Annotated in this window: 16 protein-coding genes; 12 read left to right on the top strand and 4 right to left on the bottom strand. The window is 47.8% G+C overall.

The features are described 5' to 3' along the window. Nucleotides 1-127: 127 nt before the first annotated feature. Complete coding sequence (locus AC2VDX_RS08170; protein ID WP_378178038.1) at nucleotides 128-2,308, bottom strand: protein kinase domain-containing protein; 2,181 nt, start codon at nucleotides 2,306-2,308, stop codon at nucleotides 128-130. Between the two features lie 151 nt (nucleotides 2,309-2,459). Here AC2VDX_RS08170 and AC2VDX_RS08165 point away from each other — a divergent pair, with 151 nt between their 5' ends. Next, nucleotides 2,460-4,031 (top strand): phenylacetate--CoA ligase family protein, encoded by a 1,572-nt coding sequence (locus AC2VDX_RS08165; protein WP_378178042.1) that lies wholly within the window; start codon nucleotides 2,460-2,462, stop codon nucleotides 4,029-4,031. 3 nt (nucleotides 4,032-4,034) lie between these two features. On the opposite strand, the gene AC2VDX_RS08160 is transcribed toward AC2VDX_RS08165, so the two are convergent. Then, the gene (locus AC2VDX_RS08160) at nucleotides 4,035-4,355 is read right to left on the bottom strand and encodes a winged helix-turn-helix transcriptional regulator (RefSeq protein WP_378178036.1); all 321 of its coding nucleotides are present in this window, start codon (nucleotides 4,353-4,355) and stop codon (nucleotides 4,035-4,037) included. Nucleotides 4,356-4,471: 116 nt separating this feature from the next. On the opposite strand from AC2VDX_RS08160, the gene AC2VDX_RS08155 reads away from it, so the two are divergent. The 7 genes from AC2VDX_RS08155 (at nucleotide 4,472) to AC2VDX_RS08125 (ending at nucleotide 12,732) form a co-directional block, all read left to right on the top strand. Beyond that, nucleotides 4,472-4,708 (top strand): CDGSH iron-sulfur domain-containing protein, encoded by a 237-nt coding sequence (locus tag AC2VDX_RS08155; RefSeq protein ID WP_378178034.1) that lies wholly within the window; start codon nucleotides 4,472-4,474, stop codon nucleotides 4,706-4,708. Between the two features lie 170 nt (nucleotides 4,709-4,878). Beyond that, nucleotides 4,879-5,577 carry a pirin family protein gene (locus AC2VDX_RS08150; RefSeq protein ID WP_378178032.1) on the top strand — a complete coding sequence of 233 codons (699 nt, stop codon included), beginning with the start codon at nucleotides 4,879-4,881 and terminating at the stop codon, nucleotides 5,575-5,577. A gap of 184 nt (nucleotides 5,578-5,761) precedes the next feature. After that, complete coding sequence (locus AC2VDX_RS08145; RefSeq protein WP_378178040.1) at nucleotides 5,762-6,121, top strand: VOC family protein; 360 nt, start codon at nucleotides 5,762-5,764, stop codon at nucleotides 6,119-6,121. Between the two features lie 121 nt (nucleotides 6,122-6,242). Further along, nucleotides 6,243-6,884 (top strand): restriction endonuclease subunit R, encoded by a 642-nt coding sequence (locus AC2VDX_RS08140; protein WP_378178030.1) that lies wholly within the window; start codon nucleotides 6,243-6,245, stop codon nucleotides 6,882-6,884. Further along, a complete protein-coding gene (locus AC2VDX_RS08135; RefSeq protein WP_378178028.1) occupies nucleotides 6,881-8,155 on the top strand; it encodes a recombinase family protein in 1,275 nt (424 codons plus the stop codon). The genes AC2VDX_RS08140 and AC2VDX_RS08135 overlap by 4 nt, the downstream gene beginning before the upstream one ends. 547 nt (nucleotides 8,156-8,702) lie before the next feature. Next, a complete protein-coding gene (locus AC2VDX_RS08130) occupies nucleotides 8,703-10,379 on the top strand; it encodes an ArnT family glycosyltransferase (protein ID WP_378178026.1) in 1,677 nt (558 codons plus the stop codon). A 397-nt stretch (nucleotides 10,380-10,776) separates the two neighbouring features. Then, entirely contained in the window at nucleotides 10,777-12,732 is a 1,956-nt protein-coding gene (locus tag AC2VDX_RS08125; RefSeq protein WP_378178024.1) for a chloride channel protein, read from the top strand. Between the two features lie 77 nt (nucleotides 12,733-12,809). On the opposite strand, the gene AC2VDX_RS08120 is transcribed toward AC2VDX_RS08125, so the two are convergent. After that, a complete protein-coding gene (locus AC2VDX_RS08120) occupies nucleotides 12,810-13,223 on the bottom strand; it encodes an AbrB family transcriptional regulator (RefSeq protein ID WP_378178022.1) in 414 nt (137 codons plus the stop codon). 224 nt (nucleotides 13,224-13,447) lie between these two features. Here AC2VDX_RS08120 and AC2VDX_RS08115 point away from each other — a divergent pair, with 224 nt between their 5' ends. The 4 genes from AC2VDX_RS08115 (at nucleotide 13,448) to pyrR (ending at nucleotide 15,905) form a co-directional block, all read left to right on the top strand. Further along, nucleotides 13,448-13,585, top strand: a complete 138-nt coding sequence (locus AC2VDX_RS08115; RefSeq protein WP_378178020.1) for a hypothetical protein — start codon at nucleotides 13,448-13,450, stop codon at nucleotides 13,583-13,585. A gap of 31 nt (nucleotides 13,586-13,616) precedes the next feature. Then, nucleotides 13,617-14,060 (top strand): Rrf2 family transcriptional regulator, encoded by a 444-nt coding sequence (locus AC2VDX_RS08110; protein WP_378178018.1) that lies wholly within the window; start codon nucleotides 13,617-13,619, stop codon nucleotides 14,058-14,060. Next, entirely contained in the window at nucleotides 14,005-15,156 is a 1,152-nt protein-coding gene (gene cbiB / locus AC2VDX_RS08105) for an adenosylcobinamide-phosphate synthase CbiB (RefSeq protein ID WP_378178016.1), read from the top strand. The genes AC2VDX_RS08110 and cbiB overlap by 56 nt, the downstream gene beginning before the upstream one ends. A 209-nt stretch (nucleotides 15,157-15,365) precedes the next feature. Further along, nucleotides 15,366-15,905: a bifunctional pyr operon transcriptional regulator/uracil phosphoribosyltransferase PyrR gene (gene pyrR / locus AC2VDX_RS08100; protein WP_378178013.1), complete on the top strand. Its 540-nt coding sequence runs from the start codon at nucleotides 15,366-15,368 to the stop codon at nucleotides 15,903-15,905. 24 nt (nucleotides 15,906-15,929) lie between these two features. Here the strand turns inward: pyrR and AC2VDX_RS08095 are convergent. Next, a partial coding sequence (locus AC2VDX_RS08095; RefSeq protein WP_486928077.1) for an IS1 family transposase occupies nucleotides 15,930-16,027 on the bottom strand: 98 nt, incomplete at its 5' end.

Below are 16,027 nucleotides of genomic sequence, written 5' to 3'. Positions count from 1 at the left end.
TTGAATAACTAATCCATCCTTCTCCTGGTTTTCCATTACTTATTCAGCAAGCCCTACATATAGCGTTTTTTCGGGTTCAATCCCCCTGTGGTTGCCCTTACTATGTGGTGATGTGCGGCGAGTCCTGTTAGGGTGAAGGAGTGGTAGTTTCAGCCGATTCAGGTGAGGGAATGGGGGTTGCAGACGGTGACGGTGAGGGAGATGCGGGAGGGTTTTCTACGCCGATATCAAGTTGATAATCAACGGGCTGGGAAGCTTCGGAAACAACGATGAATTCGTAGTAGCCTGATTGAGGCAGCGTTCCCGACCAAGTTTTTTCGGTTGAGTCTTCGAGGATTGGCGGAAGCGTGCTGGTTGGGGGATAAAGGGAAAGCCGCAGTTTTGAACTACCGCTAAAGTTAAGTGCCAATAATTGATCTGCGCCAAAGTTGCCGATGTAGGCTTTTCCTTCGCCTGGTTGGAGGGTGCCGCTGACTCGTTTGCCCACAGCCCCCGGAGCAAAGCGAATCGTTTCCAGCGCGTCTTTAGATTGCACTGCTTTGACTTTCTCCCCAGCGATCGCGTGCCAGATTTGACCTATCGGCTGATTCAGAAAATCTTTGCCCCGCTGTTCTGGAAATATCTGGAAAAATGCCACATCTGCGAGATCGTAGAGACCGCGACTGCTCAGCCGTAGCTGGTTGACTTGCCCCTTCCAGCGATCGCGATCCGCCGCACCATAGCTTCCCAAACGCTGTCTCGCTGCGCCCGGTAATTTCGCCTGCTCTAGCTTATCGAGCAATTCAGTAGCTGTCTTGTCCCATTGCTCTCGCAATTGCTCATTTTCTGAGCCATTGCCCAGCGTGCGTCCCCGTTGATTGGGGTTCTGAGTCCAGAAAGCTTCATTCACCCAGTTGACATAGAAATTATAGTTAACGCCGAGACTCTGACGGCGATCGCGCAGCTGTTGCTTGCGTGCCTGTTCCGCAGGTGAGAACTGCGCCGAAGGATTTTCTTGATCGACTGGCGGCGAAGAACTGGGTGAGGGTGTGGCGTCGGAGGTTTCTTCCCCCGACTTTGACAGGGATTCTATCCACAGATTGCCCGCCCACCAGCCGATTCCAGTAGCACCCGTAATCAGCAGCGACACGGCCAAAGTTTTCCCCACTAAGCCGAGAAATGGAGATTGAGGTTTGGGGGTTGAGGTTTGCCGGTTGGGCGTTGGCGGCGCTAATGGATTAGGAGTTGGAATTGGCTGTGGTGAGTTGGCGATTGGCTGGGGTGGATGGGGAATTGGGGCACGAGCAACCACCATTGTCGGTGGCATCGGGGGCTTGGTGGGCGGCTGAGTGGGAGGAACGGGTGCTGTAGGTGGGTGGGCAGATGAGAGGCTCTGTAGTACGGCGCTGGCCGATTGATAGCGATCGCCCGGTCGTCGTGAAAGCATTTTATCCAATACTGCCCCCAGTGCGGGACTAAGGTTCACCTCCCGCCGCCAGTTCCACGAAAGCGTTCCGCCGTCGATTAGCTCTTGCGGCTGTTTACCAGTGAGCAGCACCAACATCGTTGCTGCCAAAGCATATAAATCGCTATGGGGAAACACAATTCCCCGTTGCATCTGCTCATCAGGGGCGTATCCGGGCTTTCCTAATCGAGTATGGATGGTCGCTGTTTCCATCCCTGGTGTTTCGCTAAATTCCGATTCCACCGTGGCTGCGACTTCCTTGACGCCGCCAAAGTCAATCAAAATGGGCAGTTGGTCAGAAGCTCGCAAAATCATGTTATCTGGGGCAATATCGCGGTGAATGACCCCCAGCGAATGGATATATTCTAGAACCGGTAAAATTTGCAGTAGGATCTGTCGTACCTCCGCCTCGCTAAACCGCGATCGCTGAAATTTCCGAGTATCGAGGAAAGCGCGATAGGTTTGACCTTCCACATAGTCTTGTACTAAAAAGAGGCGTCCGTTGCCTTGCTGGTTTACCCGAAATAACTCTCGAAAGTTGGGAATTTGCGGGTGTTTCAGCTTGTAAAGGACACCGGCTTCCCGCTCAAACAGTTCGGAAGCTTTCTGCAAAGCGTAAGTGCCTTGCACCTTGGGGGCAAATTCCTTTAAAACACAGGGTTCGTTGAAGCGGTTGAGGTCTTCAGCCAAATAGGTGCGTCCAAAGCCACCATGTCCCAGTTCGCGCACAATTCGATAGCGATCGCCTAGCGTCATCCCCGGCAAAATACTATTACTCACCACTGAAGGCAGCGGTTCGCCACAATGCTGGCAAAAGCGACCATCGATGGGATTCTCGTGTCCTTTGGTGCAATAGAGGGGCATGATTAACCTGGGGCAATTCTGTGGAAGATCCAGTAACGGTATAACAAATTGACCGAGATTGTACCAAGTGATGCGATCGATGAAAGCGATTGAAAGCGATCGCTTTCCCTACGTTAGCCCGATCTTAATAACAAAATTGAGACAGAGGACAATGCTGGAAGAACAACGTCAACGGGTACTCACAGCTTTTCAAGCGTTCCTGAATACTCCCCTCCAGTGGCGGCTGCAACAGTATCGCAGCACCTCCCCAGAAGCCGCTACGATGCAATTATTTCACGAGGTTGCTACGACTGTCCCCGCCTACCAAGCTTTTGTGCAGGAACAGGCTATCGATCCGGATTCGATACAAACTTTTGAGGATTTCCAAAAACTTCCCTTCATTACCAAAGAAAATTACCTGTTGCGTCACTCACTTGCAGACTTGTGCCGCAATGGACAATTAGAAGCGTGCGATACGATTGCTGTTTCTTCCGGTTCAACAGGAAAGCCGACATTTTGGCCTCGTTTCCTGACGGATGAACTGCAAATAGCCATTCGCTTTGAACAGATATTTCATGATAGTTTTCAGGCTGACACCCGCCGCACCTTGGCTGTCATCTGCTTTACCTTGGGGACTTGGGTTGGTGGAATGTACACAGCGAACTGCTGTCGCTATCTAGCCAGTAAAGGATACCCCATTACTGTGATTACTCCCGGCAATCACAAAGAAGAGATATTTCGAGTGGTGCAAGAACTGGGTTCTGCATTTGAGCAAGTCGTGCTGTTGGGATATCCGCCATTTTTGAAGGATGTAATTGATAGTGGCATGGCGCGGGGTGTAGAGTGGCAGCGATATCACATCAAAATGGTCTTTGCGGGAGAAGTCTTCAGCGAAGAATGGCGCAATCTTGTCGGAGAAAGAGTCGGTTCTCAAAATCCTTGCTATGACTCAGCTTCGCTCTATGGGACAGCCGATGCAGGCGTCTTAGGTAACGAAACCCCCCTGAGTATCCGCATCCGGCGGTTTCTGGCAGAATATCCAGATGCTGCTAAGGCACTGTTTGGAGAATCTCGCTTGCCAACACTGGTACAGTATGACCCACTGAGTCGCTTTTTTGAGGTTCACGAGGGCACATTGCTGTTTTCAGGCGATAACGGGATTCCGCTGATCCGCTATCATATCTCCGATACGGGGGGCTTAATTTCTTACGATGCGATGCTCCAGTTTTTAGCAGAATGGGAATTCGATCCAGTAGCGGCGTTGCAAGGTGAAAGTACCATCACTCACCCCCAAACTTCCAGCTTAGGGCTACCAGAACTAAATCCGGCGGCGCGAGCTACAGAAAGAGGAATTCCTCCCTTACCGTTCGTTTATGTGTTTGGACGGTCTAATTTCACGGTTTCCTATTTCGGCGCAAATATTTACCCCGAAAATGTGACGGTGGGGTTAGAACAACCCACGATTAGAGAGTGGGTGACGGGGAAGTTTGTCATGCAAGTTCAGGAAGATGCAGATAAAAACCGCTTCTTGTCGGTTGTTGTGGAGTTAGCGCCAGAAGTGCAAGAAAGTGAAGATAAGCAGGAAGCGATCGCATCTTCCATTCTTTCCCAGCTACTACGCCTCAACAGCGAGTTTGCCAACTACGTCCCCCCACCATACCAAATGCCGCAAGTTACCTTAACTCCAAGCGGCGATCCAGAATATTTTCCCATTGGAGTGAAGCATCGCTACACCCGCAAATAATTTCTACAATTGCGTGCCTAATTCGTGCATTGCATGGATAATCGGTTTCAAACTTTCCCCTAAAGGCGTCAAAGAATATTCCACTTTCGGGGGAATCTGCGGATAAACCTGGCGATGGATAATTCCGTCTTCTTCCATCTCTCTCAGTTGCTGCGTCAGCATCTTTTGAGTGATTCCCTCCAATCCTCTTTGCAGTTCCCCAAATCGTTTAACTCCTGACCATAGTTCTCCCACAATCAAAAGCTTCCAGCGTCCGCTAATTGCTTTTAAGGTAGTTTCTGCCGGACAGGTCTTCCTTTCAAGATTCTCGCTTTTGGCTTCCATAGTATCTTTTTGGGTACTATCTTACTTTAAAGTGCATACTTTACATTTTATAGTTACATTTTTTAAACTATACATATACAAAAACAACTCCCAAAAAGAAACAAAGGAGAACAAAAATGATTGAACCAATTATTGTAGATAAAAAACCTATCGTTCTGGCGCTTGAACCGGGTACTTACTTTTGGTGCAGTTGCGGTCAATCTCAAAATCAACCTTACTGCGATGGTTCCCATCAAGGCACCGAATTTACACCTGTAAAGTTCGCACTGGAAGAGAAAAAACAGGTAGCATTATGCCAGTGTAAATACACCAGTAATTCACCGTTTTGTGATGGTTCGCACAGTAAAATTTAGCATTCTTCATGCTGGAAGGCATAGCCTATCTAAACAAAGTTTACTTGCACAAATTAGCAACTTCTCCCATCTTCTTAGCCTGCGTAAGCATACGAGATAAATCGCATCTCTAAAAATTGGGTAACTCCAGGCTTTATCTAGCAGAAATTTAAGTTAAATAGGAGAGAAAAATGATTGCAATTCGGAAAGCAGAAGAACGCGGACACGCTAATCATGGTTGGCTCAATTCTTATCATTCATTCTCCTTTGCCAACTATTACGATTCCCAGCATATGGGATTTAAAAGTCTGCGCGTAATTAACGAAGACAGAGTGCAAGCGAACCAAGGCTTCGGGGCACATTCTCATCGAGATATGGAAATCATTTCCTACGTGCTAGAAGGTGCTTTAGAGCATAAAGATAGCATGGGAACCAGTTCCATAATCCGTCCGGGCGAAGTGCAAATCATGAGCGCTGGTACAGGAGTTACTCACAGCGAATATAACCATTCTAAAACTGACTCAGTGCATTTTCTGCAAATTTGGATTATGCCAAATCAAAAAGGATTAGAACCTGGATATGAGCAGAAAATGTATTCGCCTGAGGAAAAACACGGCAATCTCCGTTTGATTGTTTCTCAAGATGGTCGGGATGGTTCTGTTACTATCCATCAAGATGCCAATATTTACGCAACTTTGCTTGATGCTGGACAGCAGGTTGATTATCAAATCAAACCTAACCGTCATGCTTGGCTGCAAGTTATCAAAGGCGATATCAGTTTGAATGGTAAGTTATTGGTTTCTGGAGATGGCGCTGCAATGAGTGATGAAAACAAGATTGTTATAGAAGCCAAAAATAACACAGAATTTCTGTTGTTTGATTTGGCATAATAGCCGAGGTTTTAAATTTGGTTGAGGCGAAGAAAATGATTTCGGTCATGGATCTTAATCATACGGTTCTTTACGTGCCATAAGTCGAGCGATCGCTTTATTTCTACAACTCAGTTTTTGGGTTTGAAAAAGTCGTTCGTCTACAGGGGAGAATGGTATGATTACGGGCAAAAGCAAACTAGCAATGCAGATTACTCAATGTCTCCATGCAGCCATTCTCGTTTCTGACTTGGAACGAGCCGAGCAATTTTACGGTAACGTGTTGGGATTATCTAAGGTGGATAGAGTGCTGAAATTTCCCGGCGCGTGGTATCAAGTCGGCGAGTTTCAAATTCACCTGATTGTTGCCGACTCTATACCATCAGATTTAGTAAATTCCGAGAAATTGGGTCGGAATCGCCATTTAGCCTTCTTAGTAGCCAACTTAGACGCTGCTAAGGAGCATCTTGTGGCTCACAACTACCCCGTACAAATGAGCGCTTCTGGTCGCGCTGCACTGTTTACTCAAGATCCTGATGGAAACATCATTGAGCTAGGTGAGTGAGCTGTCAGCCATGAATCCTATACGAGCGCTTTTGACAACGAAGTGCGATCGCTATCTCAGATTCTGATAAAGATCGCCTCTATAATTCTATGCGGCTAACGTTTTTCTCCTCAATAAAATTATGGTTCAGATAATCCAAGCCAATAAAGTAACTCTCGGATACTTAGAAGACAAATTTCACTTACAACTTGCTGCCAACGACCATTTTTTTACAGAATGGGTAATAAACTTACCAGCACTTTCCGATTTAGAAAAACAAGCTTTAGACCGAATTAAAAGCAACTATCTCCACTTAACTAAGCGCCGCCCGATGATAGAAAGCATCGTCAAAATGGTAGTGTTATCTCCGCTGCTGGAATTAGCGGGTTTTTATCAGCCTCCCTTTGAAATTGACGGAGAACCAGGAGTAGAAATCTCTGTTGAGGACGAAGAAGAAGTCGTCAAGGGAGAGATTGATGTTCTGGTGTTGCACAACCAATTGTGGGTACTCGTCATCGAATCTAAAATTGGCGTTTCAATTGAAGTGGGGATACCGCAGGCTCTCGCTTATATGTTGGGCAATCTCCATCCTGACAAACCCATTTTTGGATTAATCACAAATGGCAGTCACTTCATCTTCCTAAAACTGGTTCAGGATACCAGACAAGATGCCTATTCCGCTCAATACGCGATGTCAGATGAGTTTTCGCTCCTCAAACGCGAAAATGACTTGTATCGTGTCCTGAGCATTTTAAAGGGTCTTGGTGGATTAATTATGCAATGAAAATTATTGCATATTCCTACACTGACCCGTTGCTTGAAGCTGCGCCCGATCCCTTGATTTGGGGTTGGGAAATAGATGGCCTTTATCAAGATTTGGGGGGGCGTCAACAACTGCGGCAGCTGTTAGAAGACTGTAAAGAAGAACCCGCTAATTATTTATTAATCAGACGACTGGCAGAACTGGGAGACTCGGTGGAGGAAGTATGCGATCGCATCTTTGATCTCGAATCCCTCGGCATTCAAATTATTACCACTGAGTCAGGCGCGTATCATCAGACACCCCTCCAACTCCTGCAAGAAATTCAGAGTCGGCAGCGCCGCCGTCGCATCCGCCAAGGACACGCAGAGCGGCGGCTCAAAGCGTCGCCAGCGCCTGGAAAAGCCCCTTACGGCTACCGACGAGGCAAAGATCGCTACATCCTAGACCGCAGCGCCGCGCCGGTAGTCAAAGATTTTTTTGAACAATTTCTGCTGTATGGTTCTTTACGCGGTGCAGTTCGGTATCTAGAAAAGAAATACGGCAAGAAAATTTCTGTGTCTACTGGGCACCGCTGGCTGACTAACCCAGTCTATCGGGGTGACACTGGGTATCAAAATGGTCAGGTTCTTTCCGATACCCATGCTGCCATCGTATCCAGGGAAGAAGCCGCGCAAATTGACCGCCTGCTGCGCCGCAACCGCCGTCTGCCGCCTCGCACCGCCAGTGCGAATCGTTCTCTAGCTGGGTTAGTTGTTTGTGGGGAGTGCCAGTCGCCAATGACGATTACCCGCGTCACAGCCTCTCGCAAACAGGGAGAATATCTGTATCTGCGCCCAACTAAGTGCTTTAAACAGCCCAAATGTCGGGCTATTTCTTATCAGGAAGTGTTGGAACAAACGATTGAGAGAATCTGCCAAGATTTACCCCGTGCAGTAGCGGCAATGAATGTTCCCAATATAGATGGAATTAAGGGCACCATTACCAATGAAATTGTCGCCAAGCAAGATATCTTAGCTCAGTTGCCGACGCTTACAGATAATGGCATTCTGGATTCAGAAACTGCCCAGTTACGCGCCTACAAACTACGCACAGAAATCTCTCAATTGCAATCGCGGATGGCGAGTCTGCCGCCAGTGGATTTACAAGCGATCGCGCAGGCTGTATCTATCTCACAATTTTGGCTAGATTTGTCAGAATCAGAGCGACGATTCTACTTTCGAGAATTCATTCGCCAGATTGAAATTACCCGCCAGGATTCATCTTGGGAGATTAAGCTAGTTTTTATCTTTTAGCGATTAACGATAAAATGCTGTTAGCTCTTAACACCGCAACGCTTACGCTAACAGAGTAAAGTCGGCGTTACACTTGGCACGGTGGTGATGCTAAATAAGCCGATAGATGATAAAAAAAATTTCCGTATGACTCTCACTACTGGTATAAATTTTATAATTCGGAACGAAACTAGCTTCTGACTGCTGTAAAACTGGGTTTCAACTCTGCGAGTGTTTCCAACTCTGAGGATTGTCCTACAGGATTAGGGCAGGCATGGCGAGAGTCTTCCCAAGTCACTTTAACAGGACTTACGCAAAAACTCTCTCAAACTCTGATTCCTTCGTGTCTAAAGCGAAGAGAGCGCTTTGCAACGCTTAAGCGGTTCATTTTTCCGTTACTGGCGCGTAAGTCGTATTTAAGATAGAAAATCCGGCTTTACTCTATAGATTTATGCAAACTTTATTAGTACATGGAAACTTACCTTGTGATTTTAGTCAGATGATTGAGTGAGATAAATCGCAGGTAATGAAGTTGGATTGCCGCTAAATACCACGGGCTTGGTTAAATATGGATCGTCAAACTTTTGCGTGGGGTCGTTCAAAAAACAAGATTGGAGGAGCTGACAGATGGGTGGAAAGGCTGTGGGTCTTAGGGTTATTCCTAGCGGCTATACTGCTATTTGGAATAAATCTGGGCGTACTGCCTTTACGAGATTGGGATGAGGGAACGGTTGCTCAGGTTGCTCGTGAGATTTGGCAGGCAAAGTTTGATTCTTTGAGATGGCTGTACCCGACGTTGGGAGGTACGGAGTATCTAAATAAACCGCCTCTAATGCATCTGCTGGTTGCTGGTGCCTACGCAATTGGCGGTGTGAATGAGTGGACAACGCGCCTACCTGGGGCGCTGCTGAGTGCCGCTTGTGTGCCGCTTTTGTATAGCATTGGTCGGGAACTATTCCGGCGACGCCTTCCCGCTCTTTTCTCGGCTTTAATTTACTTGACGCTACTGCCCGTTGTGCGTCATGGGCGTCTGGCGATGCTGGATGGGGCAGTGCTGTGCTTTTTCCTGTTGATGATGTGGTGCGTGTTGCGATCGCGCCGAGACTTGCGCTACGCTCTGGGTGCCGGTGTGGGGTTTGGGTTGATTTGCCTTACCAAAGGCATGATGGGATTATTGCTTTTAAACATCGCTCTGGTGTTTTTAGCTTGGGATACTCCCAGACTGTTGACTTCCCTCTATTTCTGGATTGGTTTGCTCTTGGGCAGTGTGCCGGTTGCCGCTTGGTATGGTGCCCAACTCCTCCACTACGGGCAGACCTTCGTGAATACCGGCATCTTCAGTCAATCCTTGCAGCGGATTTGGACACCCGTCGAGAATCACGCGGGTCCCCCCTGGTACTATCTATTGGAAATCTTAAAGTACGGATGGCCCTGGTTATTCTTGTTGCCCCAAGGATTGCGCCTTGCTTGGGAAAATCGCAATATGAGCTGGGCAAAACTGGTACTGGTGTGGATTGGCGTTTATCTAGCAGCCATTTCGGTGATGGGAACCAAACTTCCCTGGTATGTGCTGCCGATTTACCCAGCAGTGGCTTTAGCGGGGGGTGCCCAGCTAGCTGAAGTTTGGAATGCGCCCAGTAGTAAATCTTATCCCCGCCCTTGGGTACCGCTTTTGACGGTCATGGGTTTACTGGCGCTAAGCGGTAGTTTTTATTTTGCCGCATTTGGCCCCCAACCGAACTGGAATTTGCAATTGGTGTTTGCATCTGCTGCTTTGACTTTACTGATAACGGCAATTTTGGTTTATCAAAAAGACCTGCAATTTATGCCGCTGCTATTTTGGGGTACGTATGTGACGCTACTGATATTCATGACATCGCCGCACTGGATTTGGGAACTCGCAGAAGCCTATCCGGTTAAACCCGTCGCCGCGATGATTAAGCGCAACACTCCCATCGGTAAGCCAATCTACACATCCTACGATCTTGCCCGTCCTTCTCTGAATTTTTATAGCGATCGCCAAGTCATCCCCGCAACAGATGCCGAACTCCAGCAACGTTGGAAAGGCGACGCTCAACCTTATTTTTTACTTGACCAACCCACCTTTAACCAGCTGAATTTAAAGCCGATGAAATCGATTAATCAGGCTGAGGGTTGGCGGCTAATTACTAAACGGGCAGCCGTCAGACAAGTGAAGAGTCAGAAGCCACAGGTCAGAGATGAGAAAGCAGGCATCAGCCAGTAAATTGTCAATAGCACAACTTTTTGCAAATATCTCTAGCGATCGCACGGAAGCCATACTGATTGGTTAAGGTTTTCCCTAAGCTCCATCTCTGTGTGGGAAGGGAGCGGAACTTTCAGCCTTTTTCCTGGTAAAAAAGGATTGAGGAGAGATTAACCGAAATGGATTGCCTTGGGAAGGCGATCGCTAAGGATAACAATTAAGCTTTCACACATTAATGTTGCACATCGCGCGAACCATAAACCAGTAAAATTCTGGATGCTCTGTTTATCCAGACTAAAAACTCAAAATTTTCCCTAATGGTTCGCCTTTTGAAGCTGATAGCCAATCGCTCGCAGCTACAATGAAAATCATGAATAAAAATTAAGCTTTTTCTCATTTTTCCTGTTAACCCTCATCAATGAACGCCACTCCATTGTCAGATGTGTTGCTGCCGGAATCATCCGCACCAACTTCCCCTGCTTCCCGTCTTACTAAAATTCTCAATCGACTCCAACCCTCACCCGAAAGCGTCGTCCTGCTGTTGGCTGTATTAATTGGCACCGGCACTGGGATGGGCGTTGTCACGTTTCACTATTTAATCGCTATCATCCACAGCTTGATGCTGGAAGGTGTGATGGGAATAATTGCGGGCTGGGGTGCCTGGACTTTAGCTTGTATTCCCATTCTGGGAGGATTAATCGTTGGTTTAATGCGCCTTGCTTGGCCTGATTTTGGCCCCAGTATCTCCTCGCTGATTGCCGCTGCCCAAGGCGTCCGAGAGTTGCTACCCCTGCGACCCGTCACCAAGATGGTAGCGGCTGCTGTTTCCCTAGGCAGTGGAGCCTCTTTAGGTCCAGAAGGGCCTAGCGTGGAAATTGGCGGCAATTTTGGAATGCTGCTCGGTCAAGTGCTGCAAGTCTCTAGAGAAAGGCAGCAGTTACTCCTGGGTGCTGGAGCAGCGGCGGGTCTAGCGGCTGGTTTTAATGCCCCGATTGCCGGTGTTTTCTTCGCCTTAGAGGTAGTCTTGGGAACCACCTTTGCCACTTCAGCCGTTAGCGTCGTGTTGCTGGCAGCAGTTGTGGCGTCTTTGATTGCTCAGATTGGTTTGGGTGCCCAGCCTGCTTTTACTCTGCCCGTCTATGAAGTCCGCAGTCCTCTAGAATTACCGCTTTATCTGGGATTGGGGGTATTAGCGAGTTTGGTGTCGCTGACCTATACCCAGTCGATTCAACTGGCTCGTCGTTTCTTTCGCGGACAGGTTGCCGGTTTTGAGTGGTTGGGAAAGGTGCCGCGATCGCTTTGTCCGGTAATAGGCGGTGCTTGTTTGGGCTTGGTTGCTTTGCAATGGCCCCAAATTCTGGGCATCGGCTACGAAACGATTGCCGCCATGCTTCAGGATGTAGATTTTTCTTTGGGGTTACTGCTCGCCCTGCTAGCGGTCAAGCTGATCGTGACGGCGATTAGTCTGGGTAGCGGTTTGGTGGGTGGTATCTTTGCTCCTGCTATGTTCCTCGGTGCTTCCTTGGGGGCAGCTTATGGAAAAATTCTGGCAGCGATGCTCTGTGCCGCACCGATTCAGATTGCCGCACCCCCTGCTTACGCGATGGTGGGAATGGCAGCAGTTCTCGCTGGCAGCGCCAGGGCACCCCTGACGGCGATTCTGTTAATGTTTGAGCTAACGCGCGACTACCGGATTGTTTTGCCGCTGATGGCAGCAGTCGGGTTGAGCATCTGGCTGGTGGAGCGCTTCCAGCCAGCGCCAACTAAAGGTCAAAATCTCCAGCAGCTGGAACTCAATGTGGAGAAAGACCAGCAACTGGAAATTTTGCAACAAATATCAGTTGCAGAAGCAATGCAGGAACCAGGTTTGATGCTGAGCGGTTCTTTATCAGTATTAGAGGCAGGTCTAGCTTTGACGAATGGCCGCTGGCGCAGCGCTTTAGTAATTGATGATGCCGAGCAGTTAATTGGCATCGTTACTTTACAGGATATTAATCGAGCCATGTCTACAGCTCGGACGCCAGTCATTGCTCCTACTGAAACAGTAGAAACAAACAACGTTATTTGCAATGTCTCTAGCAATTTAACCAGTCATCTGGCTCATCAGCCAGTTGCTGACATCTGCACGACTGAAATTCTGTATGCCAACCCTGATGAATCGGTGGCTGAAGCTTTAGACCGGATGGCAGCACGCGGTCTCCACCAGTTACCCGTCGTTGACCGCGATCGCCCCCAACAAGTGTTAGGTGTGCTGGAACAAGAGGGAATCGCTCTAGCATATAGTGTCGCTGCCACCCGCAAGACACTGCGTCGCTATCTTCCTCTCAATCCGGTACCGAAGGAGTTAAATTTATCGCTCAAGCAAACAGTTTGAAAACTTAGAGCATTGCGATCGCTCATTGGTTTGTTACCAATGAGCGATCGCTAATGACTGCTGAGTGAAACTTTAGTTTAGGATGCCTCTTCCAATTCTTCGTCTTCAGCTCCTTCTTCTCTATCCAGTTGTCGCAGATGAATGTGCTTCCGTCCCAAAGAGATTTCAAACTCATCCCCTGGGTTGAGTCCCATCTGCTTAGTGTAAGCCGAGCCAATCAGCAAATTATGGTTAGACTGGACGCTAATTCGATAGCTGGCACTGCGACCGCCTCGTCCGTTGCCACTTTGTTTGCCGTCTAACTCAATTCCTTCAGCATCAATGAGAGCATTCAGGAACTTCATCATATTCACCCGCTCTACACCGCTTTTTGTAACAGTGTAGTAACCGCAGGCTCTAGCCTTTTCTTCTTTGCTGAGGCTTTCTAGCTCTTTAACTTTCTTGACTAGCGCTTCCCCAGTTAGAGGGTCGATCTTTTTCTTTTTATTCATCAACTTGGAGCGAAAAGTAAGGAATACAGAGGGTGTACAGCGTTTTCCACTGACTGTTTCTAAGCTAATTTTAGCTTAGCTTTATATCAGCTCATAAAACTATATCACACGGATTGGGGAAAGTTAGTTCAATCTATCGATAATTTATTAAACAGCAACCTTTTTGATCAAAGTTCTTGCTTAAGCAGAAATATCTGTACCTTGCGAACAACCGATGCATCTCGATGATCGGATTTCCTCACAGCATCAACCTGAGAAAAAATGGAGGGGTACGCTGTAGGGTAGTCGTTAGTCTATCATTAGCGATCGCTTCTCAGTTGTTTTTTTCTTCCATTGACTACCGACCCGTGACCGCTGACTAATTATCCATTACCCTGAGGAATTTTTTCCAGTATGAAGCTGACAACCCGTGGACACTACAGTGTTAAAGCGCTGCTGGATTTGAGTTTACAACCTGGGTATGGACCGACTTCAGTAAAAGCGATCGCAACTCGACAAGACTTACCCGCACCCTATCTGGAAAAATTGTTGATAGAGTTGCGTCGATCCGGGTTAGTCCAATCAGTTCGAGGTGCCCAGGGGGGGTATCAACTGTCCCGCGCCCCAGCACAAATTTCCCTGGGAGAAATATTAGAAGCAGTCGGTGAAACGATTGAACCGCTGCCTCGTCATACCCCTGACGCAGAGCTTGCTGAGGATTGGGTAACATTTACACTTTGGCACCGATTGCATCAAAAACTTAAAGAAGCGTTGTACAGTATTACACTGGCAGACCTTTACTATGACGCTCGCAGCTGGCAAGCCGCCCAAGGCGAAGAAACCAGTTTTGTTGTATAGAAACTGTCAGCGCTCTGGCAGCTTTGGTGTTGTGAATTTCCAAGATTTATTTGCCGCAGTCCGTGCTTCGCACCGTTTCGCTAACAGTCCTCATCTCTCAGTCCTATCATTAGCGATCGCTTCCCTTTTTGATTACATCATCGGCGATCCGTGGGGTTGGCCTCACCCAGTACGAGTCATGGGCGGGCTAATTTCTCGCTACACCCAGATAACTTTCCAACTATTTAATCATCCTCTCACACTCCGATGGGCTGGAGTAATTTTAGGAATTGGACTGATAAGTGGCAGCTACTGGATGGGGTGGTTAATCGTTCAAGCCGCGAACTGGCTGCATCCTTTTTTAGGAATTGCCATAGAAAGTATTTTACTCGCCAGTTGTTTCGCCGGTCGAAGTTTGAGAGCTGCTGCTGAAGATGTCTTGCAACCCCTGAATGCGAATGATATTGTCAGGGCGCGTTCTAAGTTGAGTCAATATGTAGGACGCGATACCGAAAATCTCCAAAAGCCAGAAATTCTTCGGGCTGTTTTGGAAACCGTCACAGAAAATGCTACCGATGGAGTGATGGCACCCCTTTTTTATGCGATTGTCGGGGCATTTTTACCTTTACTAGGAACTGTTCCTCTCGCCCTTGCCTACAAAGCCGCCAGTACCCTAGATTCAATGGTCGGCTATCGAGAAGCACCCTACACCGATTTGGGTTGGTTTAGTGCCAAATTAGAAGATATCCTGACTTGGTTGCCTTGCCGATTAACGGTGATTACCCTAGCTTTACTATCTAGAAAACCTGGGTATGTTTGGAGTATTTGTCAACGCGATGCGACGAAAGATCCTAGTCCTAACTCTGGCTGGAGTGAGTGCGCCTATGCGGCAATTTTGGGCGTTCAGGTGGGGGGAACGAATTGGTATCGCGGCGTTGCTAAACACAAAGCCTTACTGGGAGATGACCTCCAGCCTATCAATGCAGAACGCATTCAACGAGCCTTGCAGCTAACGCGATATAACTTTTTGATTTGGTTGGGGATAGCGATCGCCATCTTGCTGCTGTTGGGGTTTAGAAGCGGGCGATCGCTGGGAATCAACTTGATGACTCTTTAAATCGCCTGATCAGGTGAACTCAATGGGCGATCGCTGCTGACTAGGAGGAAGCATACCTTTGAATTTGGATAGTCTTTCACCATCGCCTGATTGTGCAACACCCAGGAACAGGGAGTTATTTTTGTTGAAACGATGACGATGATAGTTGATGTGAGCTTGTACACTGAGGCTGTAATTTGCCCGCAGTTATCACCGGATTTTCTTAAACCATGTCTCCCGAAGTTATAGAAATTCTTTCCGCAGACGAAATCCGTCGAACCCTCAATCGTATTGCTTCGCAGGTGGTGGAGAAGTCACGAGACTTGTCTGAGTTAGTGCTAGTCGGTGTTTATACCAGAGGTGCTGTATTAGCCAATCTGTTGGCTCGTCAGATAGAAGCGCTCGAACAAGTGGAAGTGCCAGTGGGGGCGCTGGATATTACCTTCTATCGGGATGATTTGGATCAAATTGGCATTCGCACACCCGCCAAAACTGACATTCCTTTCGATCTCTCTGGCAAGACGGTAGTGTTGGTGGATGATGTCATTTATAAAGGGCGTACCGTTCGCGCTGCCCTGAATGCGGTTAATGATTATGGTAGACCGGCGGCAATTTGGTTAGCCGTTCTGGTGGATAGAGGGCAGCGGGAGTTACCAATTCATCCAGATTTCACCGGCAAGAAGTTGCCAACGTCCAAAGAAGAACAGGTGAAGGTTTACGTACAAGATATTGATGGACGGGATGCTGTGGAATTATTAAAGTTTTGGTAATGTTCTAGACGTGTGGCTCGATAGTTAAATTAACAAGCCAAACTCATAGCGATTGATGAACAGTCCAATCACCACATCATGTAGCCAAATGGACTTGGAAAAACAAATCGTCTTGCGAGTGA

This window comes from Coleofasciculus sp. H7-1, from assembly GCF_057473865.1.
The sequence above is the reverse complement of the archived record's forward strand: the minus strand, read 5'-3'. Positions and strand labels throughout refer to the sequence as shown.

Coding starts and splice junctions, on each gene's coding strand:
- AC2VDX_RS08170 (WP_378178038.1), bottom strand. CDS start 2,308: ATGCCCCTCTATTGCACCAAAGGACACGAGAATCCCATCGATGGTCGC.
- AC2VDX_RS08165 (WP_378178042.1), top strand. CDS start 2,460: ATGCTGGAAGAACAACGTCAACGGGTACTCACAGCTTTTCAAGCGTTC.
- AC2VDX_RS08160 (WP_378178036.1), bottom strand. CDS start 4,355: ATGGAAGCCAAAAGCGAGAATCTTGAAAGGAAGACCTGTCCGGCAGAA.
- AC2VDX_RS08155 (WP_378178034.1), top strand. CDS start 4,472: ATGATTGAACCAATTATTGTAGATAAAAAACCTATCGTTCTGGCGCTT.
- AC2VDX_RS08150 (WP_378178032.1), top strand. CDS start 4,879: ATGATTGCAATTCGGAAAGCAGAAGAACGCGGACACGCTAATCATGGT.
- AC2VDX_RS08145 (WP_378178040.1), top strand. CDS start 5,762: ATGCAGATTACTCAATGTCTCCATGCAGCCATTCTCGTTTCTGACTTG.
- AC2VDX_RS08140 (WP_378178030.1), top strand. CDS start 6,243: ATGGTTCAGATAATCCAAGCCAATAAAGTAACTCTCGGATACTTAGAA.
- AC2VDX_RS08135 (WP_378178028.1), top strand. CDS start 6,881: ATGAAAATTATTGCATATTCCTACACTGACCCGTTGCTTGAAGCTGCG.
- AC2VDX_RS08130 (WP_378178026.1), top strand. CDS start 8,703: ATGGATCGTCAAACTTTTGCGTGGGGTCGTTCAAAAAACAAGATTGGA.
- AC2VDX_RS08125 (WP_378178024.1), top strand. CDS start 10,777: ATGAACGCCACTCCATTGTCAGATGTGTTGCTGCCGGAATCATCCGCA.
- AC2VDX_RS08120 (WP_378178022.1), bottom strand. CDS start 13,223: ATGAATAAAAAGAAAAAGATCGACCCTCTAACTGGGGAAGCGCTAGTC.
- AC2VDX_RS08115 (WP_378178020.1), top strand. CDS start 13,448: ATGATCGGATTTCCTCACAGCATCAACCTGAGAAAAAATGGAGGGGTA.
- AC2VDX_RS08110 (WP_378178018.1), top strand. CDS start 13,617: ATGAAGCTGACAACCCGTGGACACTACAGTGTTAAAGCGCTGCTGGAT.
- cbiB (WP_378178016.1), top strand. CDS start 14,005: ATGACGCTCGCAGCTGGCAAGCCGCCCAAGGCGAAGAAACCAGTTTTG.
- pyrR (WP_378178013.1), top strand. CDS start 15,366: ATGTCTCCCGAAGTTATAGAAATTCTTTCCGCAGACGAAATCCGTCGA.